At 70.9% G+C, this 18,445-nt stretch carries 16 protein-coding genes; 7 read left to right on the forward strand and 9 right to left on the reverse strand.

Features of this window, described 5'->3' with window-relative positions; all coding sequences use genetic code 11:
* Nucleotides 1–25 precede the first annotated feature (25 nt).
* The gene (locus tag IE325_RS13550; protein ID WP_190070081.1) at nt 26–1,024 is read right to left on the reverse strand and encodes a helix-turn-helix transcriptional regulator; all 999 of its coding nucleotides are present in this window, start codon (nt 1,022–1,024) and stop codon (nt 26–28) included.
* 92 nt (nt 1,025–1,116) lie between these two features.
* On the opposite strand from IE325_RS13550, the gene IE325_RS13555 reads away from it, so the two are divergent.
* Nucleotides 1,117–1,482 (forward strand): VOC family protein, encoded by a 366-nt coding sequence (locus IE325_RS13555; protein ID WP_190070082.1) that lies wholly within the window; start codon nt 1,117–1,119, stop codon nt 1,480–1,482.
* 172 nt (nt 1,483–1,654) lie between these two features.
* Here the strand turns inward: IE325_RS13555 and IE325_RS13560 are convergent, their stop codons facing one another.
* Nucleotides 1,655–1,981 carry a hypothetical protein gene (locus IE325_RS13560; RefSeq protein WP_190070083.1) on the reverse strand — a complete coding sequence of 109 codons (327 nt, stop codon included), beginning with the start codon at nt 1,979–1,981 and terminating at the stop codon, nt 1,655–1,657.
* A 152-nt stretch (nt 1,982–2,133) separates the two neighbouring features.
* Complete coding sequence (locus IE325_RS13565) at nt 2,134–3,021, reverse strand: GNAT family N-acetyltransferase (protein ID WP_190070084.1); 888 nt, start codon at nt 3,019–3,021, stop codon at nt 2,134–2,136.
* Between the two features lie 514 nt (nt 3,022–3,535).
* Between IE325_RS13565 and IE325_RS13570 the strand changes: the two genes are divergently transcribed.
* Both IE325_RS13570 and IE325_RS13575 read left to right on the forward strand, forming a co-directional pair.
* Nucleotides 3,536–4,744, forward strand: coding sequence for a beta-1,3-glucanase family protein (locus tag IE325_RS13570; protein ID WP_190070085.1), 1,209 nt, complete (start codon nt 3,536–3,538; stop codon nt 4,742–4,744).
* A gap of 132 nt (nt 4,745–4,876) precedes the next feature.
* Nucleotides 4,877–5,083 carry a hypothetical protein gene (locus IE325_RS13575; RefSeq protein ID WP_190070346.1) on the forward strand — a complete coding sequence of 69 codons (207 nt, stop codon included), beginning with the start codon at nt 4,877–4,879 and terminating at the stop codon, nt 5,081–5,083.
* A gap of 48 nt (nt 5,084–5,131) precedes the next feature.
* Here IE325_RS13575 and IE325_RS13580 read toward each other — a convergent pair whose 3' ends face one another.
* Nucleotides 5,132–6,280 carry a sulfite oxidase gene (locus tag IE325_RS13580; RefSeq protein ID WP_190070086.1) on the reverse strand — a complete coding sequence of 383 codons (1,149 nt, stop codon included), beginning with the start codon at nt 6,278–6,280 and terminating at the stop codon, nt 5,132–5,134.
* 158 nt (nt 6,281–6,438) lie between these two features.
* Here IE325_RS13580 and sthA point away from each other — a divergent pair, with 158 nt between their 5' ends.
* The 3 genes from sthA to IE325_RS13595 all read left to right on the forward strand — a co-directional run bounded on the left by sthA (nt 6,439) and on the right by IE325_RS13595 (nt 10,556).
* Nucleotides 6,439–7,842, forward strand: a complete 1,404-nt coding sequence (sthA, locus tag IE325_RS13585; protein ID WP_190070087.1) for a Si-specific NAD(P)(+) transhydrogenase — start codon at nt 6,439–6,441, stop codon at nt 7,840–7,842.
* A gap of 258 nt (nt 7,843–8,100) precedes the next feature.
* The gene (locus IE325_RS13590; RefSeq protein WP_190070088.1) at nt 8,101–9,573 is read left to right on the forward strand and encodes an APC family permease; all 1,473 of its coding nucleotides are present in this window, start codon (nt 8,101–8,103) and stop codon (nt 9,571–9,573) included.
* An 11-nt stretch (nt 9,574–9,584) separates the two neighbouring features.
* Entirely contained in the window at nt 9,585–10,556 is a 972-nt protein-coding gene (locus tag IE325_RS13595) for a hypothetical protein (RefSeq protein ID WP_190070089.1), read from the forward strand.
* Nucleotides 10,557–10,749: 193 nt separating this feature from the next.
* Here IE325_RS13595 and prcB read toward each other — a convergent pair whose 3' ends face one another.
* The 3 genes from prcB to IE325_RS13610 form a co-directional block, all read right to left on the reverse strand.
* Nucleotides 10,750–11,604 carry a proteasome subunit beta gene (gene prcB, locus IE325_RS13600; RefSeq protein WP_190070090.1) on the reverse strand — a complete coding sequence of 285 codons (855 nt, stop codon included), beginning with the start codon at nt 11,602–11,604 and terminating at the stop codon, nt 10,750–10,752.
* A 75-nt stretch (nt 11,605–11,679) separates the two neighbouring features.
* The gene (locus IE325_RS13605; protein WP_190070091.1) at nt 11,680–12,624 is read right to left on the reverse strand and encodes a lysylphosphatidylglycerol synthase domain-containing protein; all 945 of its coding nucleotides are present in this window, start codon (nt 12,622–12,624) and stop codon (nt 11,680–11,682) included.
* Nucleotides 12,621–14,117 (reverse strand): hypothetical protein, encoded by a 1,497-nt coding sequence (locus IE325_RS13610; RefSeq protein ID WP_190070092.1) that lies wholly within the window; start codon nt 14,115–14,117, stop codon nt 12,621–12,623. Before IE325_RS13610 ends, IE325_RS13605 begins: the two co-directional genes overlap by 4 nt.
* Nucleotides 14,118–14,230: 113 nt before the next feature.
* Here IE325_RS13610 and IE325_RS13615 point away from each other — a divergent pair, with 113 nt between their 5' ends.
* Nucleotides 14,231–14,875: a nucleoside/nucleotide kinase family protein gene (locus IE325_RS13615; RefSeq protein ID WP_190070093.1), complete on the forward strand. Its 645-nt coding sequence runs from the start codon at nt 14,231–14,233 to the stop codon at nt 14,873–14,875.
* Here IE325_RS13615 and IE325_RS13620 read toward each other — a convergent pair.
* Nucleotides 14,853–16,676, reverse strand: a complete 1,824-nt coding sequence (locus IE325_RS13620) for a hypothetical protein (protein ID WP_190070094.1) — start codon at nt 16,674–16,676, stop codon at nt 14,853–14,855. The genes IE325_RS13615 and IE325_RS13620 overlap by 23 nt on opposite strands.
* A 48-nt stretch (nt 16,677–16,724) precedes the next feature.
* The gene (locus tag IE325_RS13625) at nt 16,725–18,443 is read right to left on the reverse strand and encodes a hypothetical protein (RefSeq protein ID WP_190070095.1); all 1,719 of its coding nucleotides are present in this window, start codon (nt 18,441–18,443) and stop codon (nt 16,725–16,727) included.
* Nucleotides 18,444–18,445 lie beyond the last annotated feature (2 nt).

Genomic DNA, 18,445 nt, shown 5'->3' on the forward strand with positions numbered 1-18,445 from the left:
CTACGGAAGGTAGCAGTGGGCGGCATCAGTGCTCACAGGAGCAACTAGTTGTTGCGAGTGAGGACGTTGGTGACGGCGCATAGTGATGGGCAAGGTTGGTGGCGAGGTCACGGAGGTGAGCCCTGGCTTCGGTGGGGCCGTGCACAGTGATGGTGCTCCCGAACGGCAGCAGTGTTCGCACGTCCTCCAGGTGCAGGAAGCGGATCCTTACCTTGTGGCGGGTGGCGGATGCGTCTTGGTCGTCCTGGACGAGTCGCTGGCCAAGGATCCGTCGTGCTCGCTCGATCTGGGTCTGGTCGATGGTGGCGCTGACCTCTATCGCGTGATTGTGTTCCCACTGATCAACGAGCGCTGCAGCGACGGTGGCCAGGGTCTGGTTCTCGCGGATCCGTCGTGGCTGGTCGACTTCTTTCCACGCCGTGATCCGTTCGAGTCGGTACATCCGTGGCACTCGGGCACAGTCGGCGACGAGGTACCAGGTGCCGGCCTTGGCGAACAGCCCGTAGGGATCCACGACCAGGTCGCGTGGGCATGACTCGCGTGGGCTGTCGTACTCGATCCGTAGCTGGCGACCTCGCCGCACTGGGCCGATCAGCGATGCCGGAGTCGTGCCAGAAGTATGTGCCTGGAGCCAGGGACGGCTGTCCACATGCACCACGTCGGTGAGCGGCAGGAGCTCATGAACTCCACGTGACTGTGTAGCGGCGATCTTGGAGAGCGCGCGCCGGCTTTCGACCGATGCGTTGAGCTCCGCACGTTGCTTCTCGTCCAGCCCGGTGAGCGACAGATGATCACGCTCGCCCGGCGTGAGTCGCGTGAGGTCGAGCCCGGACCCGGGCAGCATGGTCACGCCTCCGAGGCGGCCCCGTTGCGCGGTCACCGGCAGACCGGCGTCGCGGAGCCAGTTCAGGTCCCGGGTGATGGTTCGAAGGGAAACCCCGAGCGCCGAGGCAAGTTCCTGTGTGGTCACGGCATTCCTTGACGCGAGGAGCAGCATCAGGGAGAAGAAGCGGTCTGGGGTCACACCCCGAGTTTTTCAGGAATTGCGACATGATGCGGCGCATATCCCGGTCAGGCTGGTGGACGCGTACCTCCGACCTGCGAGAAGGAACAACCATGACCACATCCGTCGTGTCCATCGTCTATGTGAACGACGCCCCCGCCGCAGCACGTTTCTACGGCGACCTCCTCGGCATGAGGCCATCGTTCGAGACTCCGGGATACATCACCTTCGACCTCGGGCCGGGCGCTGACCTCGCTCTGTGGTCCGACCAGTTCGAGGATCTGTCGGCGGACGTCCCGCGCACCAGTGAGGTGTGTCTGGCCATCGACGGTGGGCCGGACGAGGTCAACGCGATCTTCAAGCAGTGGCAGTCCAAGGGCGTCACGATCCTGCACGAGCCAAATGATGCGGGGTTCGGGCTGACCTTCCTCGCAGCCGATCCTGACGGGAACCGTATCCGCGTCGCACCGCGGGACTGAAAGGCCACGATGCGGCAGGCGCACACGATAGGTGTCGCGCCTGCCGTTGTCCGACTTCGAGAGGGCGACGAGTGCCCCACGCGAATGCGTCCCTGAGTGTCGGGGGTGGTCGGCGGCTCGTGAAGCGGTGCAACGTACCTGGACGTGAACAAGGTCGGCCGGATCCCTGGGACTAGTCGCCGAACGGCTCCTCGCTCCACCTGAACCACGCCCTGTCCCCCTCGATATGCAGCAGGAACTCCGCGACAGGACCGTCCGGCGAGGCGAGTGTGACGCGTCTTCGGATCTCGTCGTAGGCCGCCTCCCACTGGTCCCGCTCCTCGTCCTGATCCCGCTCCAGCAGGGCCAGTTCACGGACGAACAGGTCACGCACCGCCTCGTACCCCGGACCGGGCGTGAAACGGCCCGACAGCCACGGGAAGTCGGAGTCGTCGACCAGGATCTCCCCCACCGGCCCGTCCCCGCCGCGCACCATCCAGACGTCACCCTCGAAACCCACGCCGCCCCTTCCGACCGTCGCGCACCAGCTGTCATTCACCTGCCGACCAGCATGGCACCCGCCACTGACAAACGGCCCGGCCCTCGGATCGAGGACCGGGCCGCCCGTCCGCTACGACGCCTTGGTTCTGCTACTCGCGGCGCCCGGCCTCGCTACCGCGCCTCGAAGTTGATGCGTTCCTTGACGACCGGATAGCCCGCCTTGGCGAAGTTCGCGGCCATGGGGAAGTTGCCCTGGTCCGTCCCGCCGGTGACGAACTCCGCGCCCTGTTCGACGAGGAAGTGGGTGCACTCCGCGAGGAGGTCGTAGGCATAGCCGTTGCCACGGTGCTCCGGGACGACGCCGATGAACCCGACGGTCGGGCCGGAGGGGTTGTGCGCCGGGATGTGGATGCCGGCCAGGTCGCCCTCCGGGGTGCGTGCGACCTGCCACCACTCCCTCGGTGACGGGCACCAGTGGAAGAAGTCCAGCTCCTCCTGGGCAGCCCGGTCCAGCCCGCCCTCCTCGATGGCGCGGAGCGAGTGCGCGTCCAGGGTGACGGAGTGGATGCGGCGCAGGGCATCGAAGAAGACCGCGTCGTCGGGCTCGGCGCCGAAGCGCAGGCGTCCGGGGCGCTCGGGCAGGCCGAGGTCCGGGGTCCAGCGGTACAGGAAGCGTTCGACGAGGAGTTCGTACCCTGCCGCGCGTGCGGCGTTGAAGCGGGCCTCGGCGGCTGCTTTGAGGGCGGGCTCGTCACGCCAGCCGCCGGGCAGGTTCAATTCGAGTTCGACCTGCCAGGGGGCGGTGCGCAGGAGTTCGGCGCCGGCCTCCTCCTCGCCCTCGGCCACGTCGAACCAGTTGATGTTGATGGGCTCCGAGTCGTCGGGGCCGCCCCACCAGGCGCCGCGCGCGACGACGTTGCCGTCGCGCAGGGCCACCCGCTTCCAGTCGGAGCGGAACCGGGTCCGCCGGTGGCCCTCACGGGCGCCGAGCGGGTCGGGGTGTGCGTCAAAGAGATGGGCGTCGCTCTCGTCGAGCGTACGGATGACCAGATCGGTCACGGATTCCTCCGGGATACAGGCTGTTTGAAGCGCTCCCGGTCAGATCGCGATACGCACGCCGGGGCAACGGAAGAGGGAGCGCTGGAAAGATGTGAACTGCACGGCACTCGCCTCCTTCCGTCCGTCTCTGGGCGTGGAACCACACCGTATGTGATCTCCGACTGGGTCGTCCAGCTGTTTTTACGTCTCCAGCCCAAGCGCTGGGAGCGCTCTCAGCAGCCGCGTCCGCCTTAAACAGGCCTTAGGCCAGGATTAAGCGGTGACAGCCCTGTCGCGATCTTCCAAGTTCAGGCAGTTCACGGGAGCTTGGGATTGGTGCAGACCCATTGGCCGACGCGGATGTCATGCGTAGCATCGGGGCCTGTCGGTGGCGAGCGAGGCCGGTTCGACGCGTTTCGAGAGCGCTCTCAAGCCGAAATACGGCATCCGGACAGCTCGTCCCACCGACAAGCGCCACTCACCCCCACACAGGCACACACCCCACACCCCCACAAGCATCGGGAGATCCCCCCACATGACTTCCCGTCACCAGCGCCCCCTCGGTCGACGCAGGCTTCTCTTCGCCCTCGGCGGTGCGGCGGTGGCCGTCCCCGCCGCCGCCACCATGGGTCCGTACGCCCTCGCGGGCACCCCCGCAGGGAGGGACGCGCCCGCCGCGGCGGGTCCGCTGCCGCTGACGATCGTCAATGACAGCGGCTCCTTCGGGAACGCGAACGTCCACCTCTACATCGTCGGCAACGAGGGCGGCAGGCAGGTCCGTGTCACGCCCGAGGGCACCCTCGCGCCGATCGCGCTGTCGGACAACGGCTCCGACGGCTTCACCGACTACGCCATCTCCCTGTCCGGCAGTGGCGAGACCCGGCTGAACCTGCCCTACATGTCCGGCCGTATCTATGTGTCGCTCGGCGAGAAGCTCAAGTTCAAGGCGGTCGCGGACGGCAACGGCAATGCCGCGCTCCAGTACCCGGCCGGCTGGGTGACCTCGGACCCCAACTACTCGGTGCTGCACGATTGCGCCGAGTTCACGTACAACTCCTCCGGGATGTTCTGCAACACCACCATGGTCGACATGTTCAGCGTGCCGTTGAGCATCCGGCTGACCGGTGCCAAGGACCAGACCGCGGGCCGGCTGCGCGCGGGGGGCCGTGCGGCCGCGTTCGCCGCGGTTCGTGAGGTCGAGGAGTTCGCCAAGCTCGTCGTGGAGGACACGCGCGTGATCGCGCCGGGCCATGGCCTGGACGCCGGTCTGTTCGCCAAGGACTACTTCGCGCCGTACATCGACGAGGTGTGGAGCACGTACACCGGGCGGGATCTGACCGTCACCACCAACGCGGGGAAGTTCACGGGGCGGGTGCGCGGTGATCGGTTCACCTTCGACGGGCCGGGCCAGGTGTCCTTCGGTAAGCCGTCGACCCGGGACGTGCTGTTCTGCGACGGAAATCTCGCCGCCCCGAACGACGGCACCACCGGCCCCGTCGCCGCCATTCTGGGTGCCGGATTCAACCGCTCGACCCTGCTCAGCCATCCCGAGCAGCCGACGACGGACGCCGCGACCTTCTACGGGACCGACCTGACCAACCACTACGCCAAGGCGATGCACGCGGCCAGCGAGGACGGCAAGGCGTACGGCTTCGCCTTCGACGACGTGGCGGAGTTCGCCTCGTACATCCAGGACACGGCGCCGACGGGGATCACGCTGACGCTCACGCCCTTCGAGGGCTGAGATCCGGACCCGGTGAGGGACGGGGTCGGGGCGCTTCCGGATGCAGGGTGCGCTCAGGCGTTGAATGGTGTTAACAGACCCGATGACCTCACCGGGCCCGAACCAGTGATCCGGATCCGAGGAGCAGAGATGATGCCGACGTCCCAGCCCGAAGCGTCCGGGCCGTCCGAGGACCGCGCCACCCCGGACGACCTGCTCCACGCCCGTACCGGCACCGATGTGTCCCCCGAGGACATCGTCCTTGCCTCAGGCAAGGACATCACCCCACGCAATCTGGAATGGGCCAAGCGCAAGCTGGCGGCCGAGGGCCCGTCCGCCCTCGACAAGCTCCTGCCCTAGCCCGCACCCGCCACGATCCGCACGGGTCGACCCGGCCGAGCCCCTGCCTCACCGCCCGGGTCGACCCGCCTGAGTCACGTCCTCCTCCAGGCACAGCACCGGCACCCGCTGTATGACGTTGTTGGCGAAGCCCCCGCGGTTCCAGGGCTGCTCCAGTGGCTGGGTGTCACCGCCGGCGTCCGTGGCCCGGGCGCACAGCACATGCACGCCCGGGGTCGCCGTCCACGTGTGTCGCCAGCCGTGCCAGGCCCAGCGCCGTCCGTCGTCGGGCGCCGGTTCGGCGTCCTGCCAGGTCTGCCCGGCGTCCGTGCTGATCTCGACGCGGGTCACCGGCGCACGCCCTGACCAGGCACGTCCCTCCAGAGTCAGCGGGCCGGGCCGGATCACCCGGGCCCGGGACATGAAGTCGGGGAAGCCGGGCGGGATCAGCAGGGCGCGCGGGGCGATCCTGGTGACCGGTTCACCCACGTCCTCGGGCTGCCGGCGCAGCCGGTAGGCCACGGCCTGCTGGAATCCCGTGAAAGGCTCGTCGGCCACGGTGATCTCGCGCAGCCACTTCACCTGCGCCATGCCGTACCAGCCGGGCACGATCAGCCGGAGCGGACGGCCGTGCTGCGGGGGCAGCGGGGCGCCGTTCATCGCGTACGCCACCAGCACCTCGGGGTCGTCGCCCAGGGCCACCTCGATCGGCAGGGCGCGCCGGTAGTCCTGCTCGACGCCGCGCTCGATCCCGTGGTCGGCGCCGGTGAAAACCACGTCGACCGCGCCGGGGGCTACTCCGGCCTCGGTGAGCAGCAGGCGCAGCGGTACGCCGGTCCAGTCGGCGGTGCCGACCGCCTCGACGAGCCAGGGCTGGCTCACCGGGCGGGGGGTCAGCAGGGCGCGGCCGTTCCCCGCGCATTCCAACGTGACGCGGGTGGTGACCTGCGGGAATGTCCGCAGGTCTGCCAGGTCCAGGTGCAGGGGGCGGCGGACTCGGCCGGTCAGGGTCAGGGGCCAGGGGGTGTCGTCGGGGACGTACGGGATGTCGTAGTGGGTCAGCACGTAGTGCAGGCCGGGCGGGGTGATGTCGTGGCGCAGGGCTTCCAGGGGGAGGCCGTGGTTGCGGGTCGCGAGCGCGAGTTCGTCCCGGCCGATGCCCTCCTCGGGGGCGGCCAGCCGGGCCGGCGTGCTGACGTCGGCGAGTCGGTGACCCATATCGGCATTATCGACCCGTGTGCCCGCCCGCGCGCAGCCGAAAGCGGGGCCCGGACCTGGCGGTCCCGCAACTTCCGCTCCCCTCACCGCATTTCATCCGGGCCGTGGTTCACGGCTCACCCTTTCGGAAGGAGTCCTGCGGCTGTCAGACTCCCCAGGTGCCCGACTTCGACATGCTCGTCATCGGATCCGGTCCCGGCGGCCAGAAGGCCGCGATCGCCGCGGCCAAGCTGGGCCGTCGCGTCGCCGTCGTCGACCGTCCCGACATGGTGGGCGGCGTGTCCATCCACACCGGGACCATCCCCTCCAAGACCCTGCGCGAGGCGGTGCTGTACCTGACGGGTCTCACCCAGCGCGATCTGTACGGCCAGAGCTATCGGCTGAAGGAGGACATCACCGTCGCCGACCTGACCGCGCGCACCCAGCACGTGGTCGGCCGTGAGGTGGATGTCATCCGCAGCCAGCTCTCCCGCAACCATGTCTCCCTCTACGCCGGCACCGGCCATTTCATCGATCCGCACACCGTCGCCCTGCGCGAGGTCACCGGCCATGAGCGGCTGCTGACCGCCGAGCACATCGTCATCGCCACCGGCACCCGGCCCGCGCGGCCCGCCAGTGTGGAGTTCGACGGGCGGACGATCATGGACTCGGACAATGTGCTGGCGCTGGAGCGGGTGCCGCGTTCCATGGTCATCGTGGGCGCGGGCGTGATCGGCATGGAGTACGCGTCGATGTTCGCCGCGCTCGGCAGCAAGATCACCGTGGTGGAGAAGCGTGCCGGGATGCTCGACATGTGCGACGTCGAGGTGATCGAGTCGCTCAAGTACCACCTGCGGGAGCTCGCCGTGACGTTCCGCTTCGGGGAGACCGTCGCCGCCGTCGAGCGCCATCCCCGCGGGACGCTGACCATCCTGGAGAGCGGCAAGAAGATCCCCGCGGACGCGGTGATGTACTCGGCGGGCCGGCAGGGGCTCACCGATGAACTCGACCTGGACAAGGCCGGGTTGGCCGCGGACCGGCGCGGCCGGATCACCGTCGACGAGCACTACCGCACCGAGGTGCCGCACATCTACGCCGTCGGCGATGTCATCGGCTTCCCGGCGCTGGCCGCGACGTCGATGGAGCAGGGCCGGGCGGCGGCGTACCACGCCTGCGGGGAGCCCGTCGGCCAGATGCACAACCTCCAGCCCATCGGGATCTACACCATCCCGGAGATCAGCTTCGTGGGCCGGACCGAGGACCAACTCACCGAGGACCGGGTGCCGTTCGAGGTCGGCATCTCCCGCTACCGCGAACTGGCCCGGGGCCAGATCATCGGCGACTCGCACGGCATGCTGAAGCTGCTGGTCTCCCCCGAGGACCGCACGCTGCTCGGGGTGCACTGCTTCGGCACGGGGGCGACGGAGCTGATCCACATCGGGCAGTCGGTGATGGGGTGCGGCGGCACCGTCGACTATCTCGTCGACGCGGTGTTCAACTACCCGACGCTCGCGGAGTCCTACAAGGTCGCCGCCCTCGACGCCACGAACAGGCTGCGCCAGATCGACCGTATCGGGGACTGACGCCGCCCGCCGCTTTCGCGGTGTCGGTTCCCGGGAAGATCCGTGGCTCTTGAAGCCTCAAAGAGTGTGGCTATCATCACTCGCACACACGGCGTGATCGAGTGACAACGCAACGGCGTACAGTGTCCGCCACCCCGCTTCAGCCGCCTCTGGCCCGAGGTCACCCCTCCCCGGTTCGTGGCGTTGTTCCACCCCACCCCCCTCTACGTCGTCAGGGCCGCTTCGCCCTGGCGTCGTGCAAGACGGAAAGCGGCGCGCATGAGCTACAACCCGGGCAGAGGGCTGCAGGCCAATGTCCTCGGCACGTTCGACACGGTGGTGATGGCGGTCGCGGGCAGCGCCCCGGCGTACTCGATCACCGCGGTCACGGCGGTTCTCGTGGGGGCGGTGGGACTGGCCAGCCCGGCCGCGCTGCTGTACTGCGCGATACCCATGCTGGGCATCGCGCTCGCCTACAGCCGTCTCGGCCGGATCGATGTGAACGCGGGCGCGAGCTACTCCTGGGTGGGGCGCACGCTGCATCCCTTCCTCGGCTTCGTCAGCGGCTGGGCGCTGGTGATCTCGACGACCATCTTCATGGTGGCGGGTTCGCTGCCCGCCGGGGCGATGACGCTCGCCCTGTTCGACGAGGGCCTCGCGGACGACACCGCGCTGGCCACGGTGGTCGGTGCCGGCTGGTTCCTGGTCATGCTGCTGGTGGTGCTGGGCGGGGCCCGGCTCACGGTCCGCGCGCAGATCGTGATGTCCGGCGTCGAGCTGGCCATCCTCGCCCTGTTCGCCGTACTCGCCGTGCTCCACTCGGAAAGTGCCCGCGCCTTCGACTGGTCCTGGTTCGGCTTCGGGCACTTCGACGGCGTGTCGGGATTCGCCTCGGGCGCGCTGATCGCCGCGTTCTACTACTGGGGCTGGGACGTCACCAGCAACCTCAGCGAGGAGACCCGAGACAGCCGCCGTACGACGGGGCTCGCCGGGCTCATCGGGATCGGCATCGTGTTCCTGCTGTTCGAGGTGTTCACGATCGCGGTGAACGTCATCCTCTCCTCGCGGCAGATCCAGGACAACGACGCCAATGTGCTGGCGGTGCTCGGTGAGGAGGTGTGGCCGGGCTGGGGCGGCAAGTTGCTGATCGTCGCGGTGATGCTGTCCACCATCGCCACCCTGGAGACGACGCTCATCCAGGTGACGCGCTCGCTGTTCGCGATGGGCCGGGACCGTACGATGCCGGCCGCGCTGGGCCGGGTGCACCGCCGGTGGAACACACCGTGGGTGGCGGTCGTCGTGGTCGGTGTGGTGGCGCTGGCGATGTTCATCGCCGCCAACTCCCTGGGCACCGTGGGTGACATCCTCGCCGACGCCGTCGCGGCGATCGGGCTGCAGATCGCCGTCTACTACGGGTTGACGGGGCTCGCGGCGGTCGTCGCCTACCGTAAGACGCTGCTGACGTCGGTGGGTGACTTCGTGTTCGGTGGTGTGTGGCCGCTGTTCGGGGCGCTGTTCATGTTCTGGATCTTCTTCGAGTCGCTGGGTGAGCTGAGCGGTTCGGCGATCGTGATCGGCGTCGGCGGCCTGGTGGTCGGGCTGATCCCGATGCTCTGGTACTGGCGGCAGGGCAGCGACTACTACCGTCCGGCCAAGCTGGACGCCACCCGGACCGTCGAGGTGGACTATGTCCCCGCCGGCGGTGCGGGCGCCAACTCCCTCGCCCATGAGGGTCTTCCGACCGATTTCTGAGGGAGACCCGTATGCCGCGAGGCAATTTCAGACGCGACTTCACTCCCGACTTCGACCCCGACTGCGGGGACGCGCCGCTGACCTGTGCCCGTCAGGACATCGTCATCGGCCGCTGGCAGGGGCTCAGGGACCTGTTACGGACCACGGGGCCCGACTGGCTCGCGCGCGGCCACCGCGTCCGGCTGCTCGCGCAGGCCTGCGCCGGGAGTTCGACGGTGGAGTCCTGGCTGGCCGCCGAACCGCACAGCGGGGACGCGCAGGTGCTGCGGGCGGCCACGGAGACGGCCCGGGCGTTCAATGTGGCCATCACCGCGGGCCGGGGCGTGCCGATCGACCAGCAGCGCATCGACACGGCGGTGCTGTCCTGCCTGCGGGCCGCCGACTCCTGTCCAGAGGATCCGACGCCGTGGATCTCCCTCATCTCCGTGGCCCGGCTGTATCCGCAGGGCGTGCGGAGGCAGGAACTGGGGCGCTGGTGGGACGAGTTGCACGGTCGTGACCCGTACAGCGTGGAGGGGCACCTCCAGGTGCTGCACTACTACTCCTCGCGCTGGCACGGCACCCACGGCCTGATGTACGACTTCGCCCGCGACGCGGCCGGGGTGGCGCCGTCGGGCTGTCCGCTGCCGGTGCTCGTGCAGTACGCCCGGGTCGAGGAGTTCCGCTACGCCCTGGACGCGGCCAAGGGTCAGCATGCCTCCATGGGGCTCGGGCAGCACTGGAACAGCGACGGCGCCGTCAGTGACGTACGGCGTACCTGGGAGCGCTGGATCATGGGCCGCACCGAATCGGGCGTGGCCCCCGGCGAGCTGCGCGACGTCAACTACCTGGCGCACGCGGCGTGCCACGCGGGGGCCCACGACATCGCCTCGGCCCTCTTCCGGATGCTGGGCCAGCGCGCGACGCGGGCGCCGTGGGCGTACACCGGCGATCCGGAGAAGCAGTTCGTCAAGTGGCGCAAGGACGTGGGGGTGCGGGGCTGACCCGCCCTGCTCCACTCCTGCCGTGGTGGCGGGGAGGGTCGGAGTGGAGTCAGGGGCAGCCGTCATCGGGGAGGGCGTGTACTTTCCTGTGGTGGCCGGCTGCGCTCTACAGCCTGCGGCCGTGCCGCGGCACTTGCAAACCATGCGCAGTAAAGGCCGTGGCAGTTCTTGGCCATGGGGACGGAAAACGAGGTCAGGGTGTGGCGTTGGGCCCGTCCGGTCGGCTGCGGCGCTGCTCCACCATCTCGCGGCTCAGTTCCTCCGTCTCCGGGTCGGTCAGCCGCTCGAAGCCGTCCCCGGTGATCACCGAGACGCTGGGGAAGATCCGCCGGTTGATGTCCGGCCCGCCGGTCGCCGAGTCGTCGTCCGCCGCGTCGTACAGCGCGTGCAGGGCGGCGAGCGCCGCCTCGTGCCGGGACATCCCCGGGTGGAACAGCTTCTTCAGCGCGCCCCGGGCGTACGGGGAGCCGGAGCCCTCGGCGTGGAAGTCGTACTTCTCGTACGGCCCTCCGGTGACCTCGAAGTCGAAGATGCGGCCCCGGCCGCCCTCGGGTGCCTTGGTGTCGTAGCCGGCGAGGAGCGGCACCACGGCGAGGCCCTGCATGGCCTGGCCGAGGTTCTGGCGGATCATGCCGGCGAGACGGGACGCCTTCGCCTTCAGCGTCATGGGGACGCCCTCGATCTTCTCGAAGTGCTTCAGTTCGACCTGGTAGAGCTTCACCATGTCCAGGGCGAGACCGACGGTGCCCGCGAAGGCGACGGCGGTGTGGTCGTCCGCGGGGTGGACCTTCTCCAGGTCGCGCTGGGCGATGAGGTTGCCCATGGTGGCCCTGCGGTCGCCCGCGATCAGGACGCCGTCGCGGTAGGTGAGGGCCAGCACCGTGGTGCCGTGCGGAAAGCGGTCGGGTGCGGCGACGACCCCGTCGGGGAAGGGGCGGCGCATGGGCAGCAGGGCCGGACGGTGCGCGGCCAGGAACTCGGTGAAGGAGGACGTCCCCGGAGTGAAGAACTCCTCCCCCAGCCGCCCGTCGTGCTCACCGCTCGTCATGGCACTCCCCCTCCTGAGTCCGTCCGACAACCGGACTCCTACCTGAACCGGGCGCCCGGGAAACGCTTTCGGCGCTCACAGGACCCGGCGCCGGACGAGCGCCGCCAGCACCAGCAGGCCCGGGATCAGCGGCAGCCACACCGTCAGCAGCCGGTATCCGAGCACGGCGGATGCCGCCGCCGTGGCCGGGGCTCCCGCCGCGGTGAGCGCGAGGGCGAGCACGGCGTCGAGGGAGCCGATGCCGCCGGGCGTGGGCAGCAGGGCGGCCGCGCTGCTCGCGGCGAGGTAGAGCAGCGCCACGCGCACCGGCGCGAGGGGCAGGGCGACGGCACGGGTGACGGCGATCAGCACCGCGCAATGCAGGACCGCGAAGACCAGCGAGCCGCCCCACAGGGCCACGGCTCTCGCCGGTCGCGCGTGGACGGCGGCGATATACGCCCACACCGCTGCCAGAGGTCGCCGGCACCGGGACCACAGCGGCCCGGCCAGGAGCAGGATCGCGACGGCGGCCGCGGCGCACACCGCGATGAGGAACCCGCCGCCGATGTGCGGAAGTTGCAGCACACCCGGGGAGGCCGCGAAGAGTACGGCGATCAGGGCGCCGCGCACCAGAGCGCTCGCCGTGCCCTTGACCGCGAGCGCGGTGGCCGCGCCGCCGAGCGATGAGCCGCAGCGTATGAGGAGGCGCAGGTTCACCGCGCCCGCGCCGAGGCCGGCGGGCAGCACATGGTTGGCCGCGGCGGCGGCGAACTGCCCCGCCACCAGCCGTCCCGGCGGCAGTCCGTGGGGCACCGCACCTTGCAGGGCGAGCGCCGAGCAGGGCCAGGTCACCAGGGTGGCCGCGGCGGCCGCCAGCAGCCAGCCCTGGTCGGCGACGGCGAGTCGGACGGCGCCGGTCTCCAGCACCGGCCAGTGGCGCCGGGCCAGCAGGGCAACAGCCACCAGGACGGCGAGCGTGAACGCGGTGTGCCAGTAGGTCCTTCGGCATTGGGCAGTGGCGAGGACGTCCTCCGTCGTCATGCCGGTCCGCCCGCGACGGGCGTAGGCGCGATGCGGGCATCCAGGCCGTCGAGGCGGTGCAGTTGCCAGTCGCGGGCGTGGCGGGGCGGTGGGCCGCCGGGTACGGAGAGGGCGCCGACCGGGATGCGGCGGGCGGTCCGCAGGATCTCGGCCCTGGTGGTGTTGGCGTTGTTGCCGTGCATCGCACCGGAGCCACAGCCGGTGTAGTAGCCGACGGGGATGGCCTCGTGCCCGGTGAGCAGACAGGGCGGGCGGACACCGAGGCGGTGCAGTTCGGTGGCGGAGCGGGTCCAGGCGACGCGGGCGGCGGTGGTGCGGTCCACGGTGCGGTCCAGGACGGTGTACTGCACGGCCAGATGCCCGGCCAGTACGAGCGCGACGACGGCGGTGGCCACCGGGCGCGGGCGGCCGTTGGGTGCGGTGACCAGGTGCCACAGGGCGTCCGCGACGGGGATGGCGAGGAGGGCGTAGGCGGGCAGCAGGAAGCGGGGTGCCGCGTAGCCGATGAGGAACAGGTAGGGGAAGGCGGCCGTCGTGGCGCAGGCCAGCGGGACCAGGGTGCGCGTGGTGCGGCCGGCGCGGACGGCGACGGCGAGGCCGTAGGCGGCGAGCAGCGGGAGCAGGAGCCACCAGGCGAACACGACCGGGTGGGGCGTCGGCACGTCGCACGGCCGGCACAGGGTACTGCCGACCAGGCTGCGCAGTTGGTCGTCGACGGCGAGGTTCCAGCCGAGGTCGCCCTGGATGCGGGAGGCCTCGTTCAGCCGCTCCCGCAGGCCGCCGTAGCCGACGTACGCCTCGATCACCCACTGCGTGCCGCCCGCCACCAGGCCGGTGGCGACGGCGGCGCCGAGCCGCCAGTGCCGTGCCACCGCCGCGAGCGCCAGCAGCGGCAGGGTGACCCAGACGGAGTCGGTGGGCCGCATCCACGCCATCAGCATGGCGCCGGCCAGGACGCCCCAAAGGGCCCACCGGTCGCGGCGGTCCGCGCGGGCCCGCAGGAAGCAGCCGACGCAGATCAGGGCGCCGAGCGCGACCCAGAGGTTGGGCATGGCCTGCGGACCGTAGAAGAGGGTCACCCACAGAGTGGCGAAGAAGGCGCCCGCGCCGGCCAGGACACGGACCGGGAACAGTCCGCGCCAGGCACGCAGGGCCAGGTACAGGGCGAGTCCGGACAGGACGGCGAGATAGATCCGCAGCAGGGTCGTGGACGACGACCAGGAGGCGATGGGCCACACCAGCAGCGGGACGCCACGCGCGCGTGGTGCGCTGAAGAACGCCGCCGGGGCGTCGCGGGCGACCTGGCTGACGTACACCACCTCGTCCCAGCCGAGGCCCATCGAGGGCCGTACGAGGAGGAGTTGGAGGAGGGTGAAGGCGGCGGCCACGGCGGCGAGCGGGCCGTCGCCGCGCGCCCGCCACCAACTGCCGGACACGAGCGCCTCGTCGCGCCGCCCCGCACCGACGAGCAGGGGCCGCGTGCCCTGGGCCATGGTCCACCCCTCCGGTAAATGATCACAAACATGCACAAAATAACCCGTAGGGGGTGCCTGCGCAGAGCGCTGTTCGGCCAGGCGTATGACGGGCGGCTGCCACACTCTGCTGTGTGACCCTGACCTTCACCGACCTCCTCGCCCGCGCCCGGTCCCTCCCCCGTGCCGGCCGTCGCGCCGTCCTCGGTGTCGCGGGCAGTCCCGGTGCGGGCAAGACGACGCTCGCCGAACGGCTGGTGCGGGAGCTGAACGGTGGCGGGGACCGATGGGTGGCGCATGTGCCCATGGACGGGTTCCATCTCGCCGACGTCGAGTTGGAGCGGCTCGGGCTGCGGGACCGCAAGGGCGCGCCGGACACGTTCGACGCGGCGGGGTACGCGGCGCTGCTGGGGCGGGTGCGCGAGGAGACCGGCACGGTGTACGCGCCCGGCTTCGAGCGGGTGCTGGAGCAGCCCATCGCCGGGGCCATCGCCGTGGAACCGACGGCCCGGCTCGTGGTGACCGAGGGCAACTACCTTCTGCTGGACACGGAAGCCTGGGCCCGGGTGCGGTCACAGCTGGACGAGGTGTGGTTCTGCGAGCTCGACGAGGACGAGCGGCTGCGGCGGCTGATCGCCCGGCACGAGGAGTTCGGCAAGCCGCACGAGCAGGCGGTGGCCTGGGTGATGCGCTCGGACCAACCCAACGCGGCACTGGTCGCGACGACGAGAGGCCGGGCCGATCTGGTGGTGCCGGTCAGCGCGCTGTGCGAAGGGTGAGTTCCGTGTCGCCCACCGGCTCGCCGATCACCGCCGTGAAGGCCTCGGTACGGACCGTCAGACCCGAACCGTCGTGGGCGAAGGTGGGCTCGAACGGGCCCTGCGGTCCGTAGCGTACGGCGAAGACATGCAGGTCCTCGGGGGCGCCGGGGGCCGGTTGCGCCTCCAGTGCCGTCGAGCTGACCAGGTGGCTCCAGCCCAGGTCGGGGTTGCCGTAGCCCCGCGGGTCGGCCGCCAGGGCGAAGGCCGCCTCCTCCTGGGTGCGCTCCGCTCGGGCGTCGAAGTGGTCTACGCCGTCCGCGTCCGGGTGGGTCAGGCGCAGTTCACCGGCCGAGGCGACCTCGCCCTCAGCGGTCCGGCGCACCCGGTCGCCGTCGTCGGCGGCGTAGGGCAGGCCCGCGAGCAGATACGGGGTGCCGGGGAGCCGCTGCACGGCGACGGTCGTCCACAGGCTCGTGCCGTCGGTGACATACAGGGACCGCACATGGCGCAGGACATGATCGCGGCCCACGACGGGCTTGGTGACCAGCTTGCCGGTGAGACCGGCCGTGCGCACGTCCCGGACCCGGACCTCGCCCATCGGGCGGCAGTGCAGGAACCCGTCCGTGACGGGGCCGAAGCCGTGCTGCCGGTTCACGGCGGCGGGGAGGTAGTAGGTGCCGGCGGCCTCGACCAGGGACGGGGTCATACGGTCGTCGAAGGCCACCGAGACCGTGCCCGCGCGGAGTTGGTGCCGGGCCGGGGTCCGGGACGGGGTGCGGTGCCAGCGCGTGGTGTCCTGGATCTGCCAGACCAGCATCCACGCGAAGTGGCCGTCGACTCCGCCGTCCGCCTTCACCGCGTGCCGGCCCCAGCCGGTGTCGCCCCGGTAGCGGCCGAGGTCGGAGCCGATCCGCCGGCTGAAGTGGCGCAGGCCGAGGACGGACTCGAAGCCGCTGTGCTGCTCGCTGTAGCGGGGACCGCCGTTGTCGAAGCCGCCGGTGGGGAGGCGGGCGTCGATGTAGCGGGCGAGTGCGTCGCCGTCCTCGGCGAAGACATGCTCGCCGCTGACGCGATGGGCCTGCGCGAGGAAGGACAGGGAGATCGGGCCGTAGTTGTTGTCGTAGGCACCGCCGTGCTCGGGCGGCAGCAGGGCACCCCGGTCGCGGACCCGGTGGGCGCGGATCTTCTCCTCGTACAGCCGCAGGGCGCGTCGCCGCACCGCGCCGGCGTGCGGGGCGGGCAGGTGGCGGGCCAGCATCAGTCCGCCGACCACACAGCCGATGGCCTGGTTGCCGGCCTCCTGCGGGTTGAAGAAGGTCGCCTCGGTGAGCCAGCGCCAGTAGCCGTGCGCCACCCCGAGGAGTTCGGCGCGCTGCTCGCCCTCGACGAGCCCCTCCGCGAGGTCCAGCAGGTTCACCGCCTGGAGCAGCGCCCACACCGTGCTGGGCCAGTCCCCGACGGGGTGGGCGCCCGCCGCCAGGGTGTAGCGGGCGTACGGCAGACCGCTGCCCGGTGCCGTCAGGTTCGGATAGCCGGGGTTGTCCTCCCTGTAGACGCGCTCGCGCAGATGGAAGGCGAGGCTGCGGCGCACCGCCTCCGGCAGGCGCGGGTCCTTGCCGCGCTGCCAGGCGAGGGCGAGCAGTGAGGTGACGCCGAGGGATGTGTCGCCGATGTCGTCGACGCAGTCCGGGTGCTCCAGGTTGCCCTCCGGCGTGAGCCGGGCCAGCGCCTGCTCGACGACATCGGCGAGGACGGCGTCGTACGCCTCCGGGGTGTCGGGGAGGTCGTGCAGGGCGCCGAGCTGGCGAGGGAGATGCACGGGTTCAGTCCTTCGTGCCGGAGGCGGCCATGGTGTGGTTCGGCGAGGTCACTCGACAGGTGCGGGTCGGCGGGCGCGCAGTGCCACGTTCAGTGTGTGCGGGCCGAGGCCGCCGAGGTAGACGCGGTTTCCGGTCGTCGCATCGGTGCCGCCCACCACGGTGTAGTCCTGCCCCGGGTCGTACCGCAGTACGTCGCTCCGGTCCGGCCCGGCGAGCGGTTCGCCCGCCTCGACTTCGGTCTCGATCCGGATCTCGTCGGCACCGGCCCGATAGGTCATCGACCCGGTCGTCAGGCACCAGCGTCCGTCGCCGATCGGTAGGGCGCCCTCCGGCACGCCGCCCGGCCGGAAGGTCAGTTCGAGGGCCCAGGGCACGCGTGGTCCGCTGATGTCGATGCAGAGGTCGGCGCCGTCGTCCCGCAGGTCCACCTCGACGCGGGTGGTGTGGGAGACCTCGTCCCGAGGCCGGTCCGGGAAGGCCATCGCGGCCGAGAAGCGCCCCTCGTCCACCAGCCGGTAGGCGGCGTCGTCGCGCCTCTGGTCCGTCGGGAGCGGCTGGTAGTAGGCGGCGGTGAGGGTCTGGGTGAGCCGGTAGCGGTGGTCGGCGAGCTGTTGCATGGCGGCGGCGCGGAACGGGCCCAGGTCGAAGAACCCTCGCGAGAGGCGGACCGCGTCGAGGACGGCGTCACCGGCGAACAGGCGCAGGAACGTGGGGTTGCAGGCGAGGCCGGAGCGGATCCGCCCGTGCTCGGGCACGTCCGAGCCGCCGTACAGGACGCTGTGCGCGGTGGCGGAGGCACGTGAGGCCAGGCGGGCCGTGGTGAGGTACCGGTCGCGGGGAAGGGGTTCCGGCGCCGGTGTCGGCAAGGGGTGGCACAGGTCGGGGGTGAGGAGGGTCTGGGCGAGCAGGTCGGGGTCTTCGATGCCGCCAGCGGCCGCCAGCCGCGCCGCCCGGGCGAAGTCGCCGCGGCCGGTGCGGATGGCGAGCAGCCGGTAGTGCGGCAGATAGGGCGCCAGCGGGTACGGGCGGTGCTGGTCCTGGCGGCGCGAGAGGACGGTCTCCACCGTGCCGTCCGGCCTGATGAGGTCCAGGGTCGTGGCTAGGTTGCGTTCGACGGCGTCGAGCAGGTCGGCGTGGTCGAGGACGTCGGCCAGGAGCAGCAGCGAAGGGTTGGAGACGTGGGCGGCGTAGTTGGCGCTCCGCTCCGAGTACAGGCCCTCCGTGTCGATGTCGACGCCCTCGGCGAGCCACTCCTCGACGCGGTCGAGCAGCCGGTCGTCCGGGAACGACCGGTGCAGCCGGGCCAGCGCCGCGCACAGCTCCCAGCGGTGGTTCGGGGTGTGCACCCCACCAGTCAGGAGACTGCCGGTGGCGGCGCCGGCGATCTCGGCGAGCCCGGCCGTGATGTCACGCAGTTCCGGCCCCGCGCCGACGGCGAGAACATGCGCGTCGCACACGTCGTTGACGGTGAACGCGGAGTCCGGCGGTGACTGCACGTTGTCGCCGCCGGCGAAGAGCCCGGTGGTGGTCTGCGCGCCCATCAGGGCGCGGAGGTGGGTCATCGCGGCGGCGACGGCCTGCCCGCTGCCGTGCAGTGCCGAGTCCGGGGAACGGTACGCGGCGACCAGGGTCTTCACCCGCCGCGCGAGTACGCGGTGGGTCACGCCGGTCGGTTCCTCGTCCGGGCCCGCCGCCAGTGGGGCGGCCCACCGGTCGGCGGTGCGGGCCGCCGCGCGGACGAACTCGTGGTCGAGCGGGGTGGGCAAGG

Source organism: Streptomyces lanatus (assembly GCF_014655715.1).
GTDB lineage: Bacteria > Actinomycetota > Actinomycetes > Streptomycetales > Streptomycetaceae > Streptomyces > Streptomyces lanatus.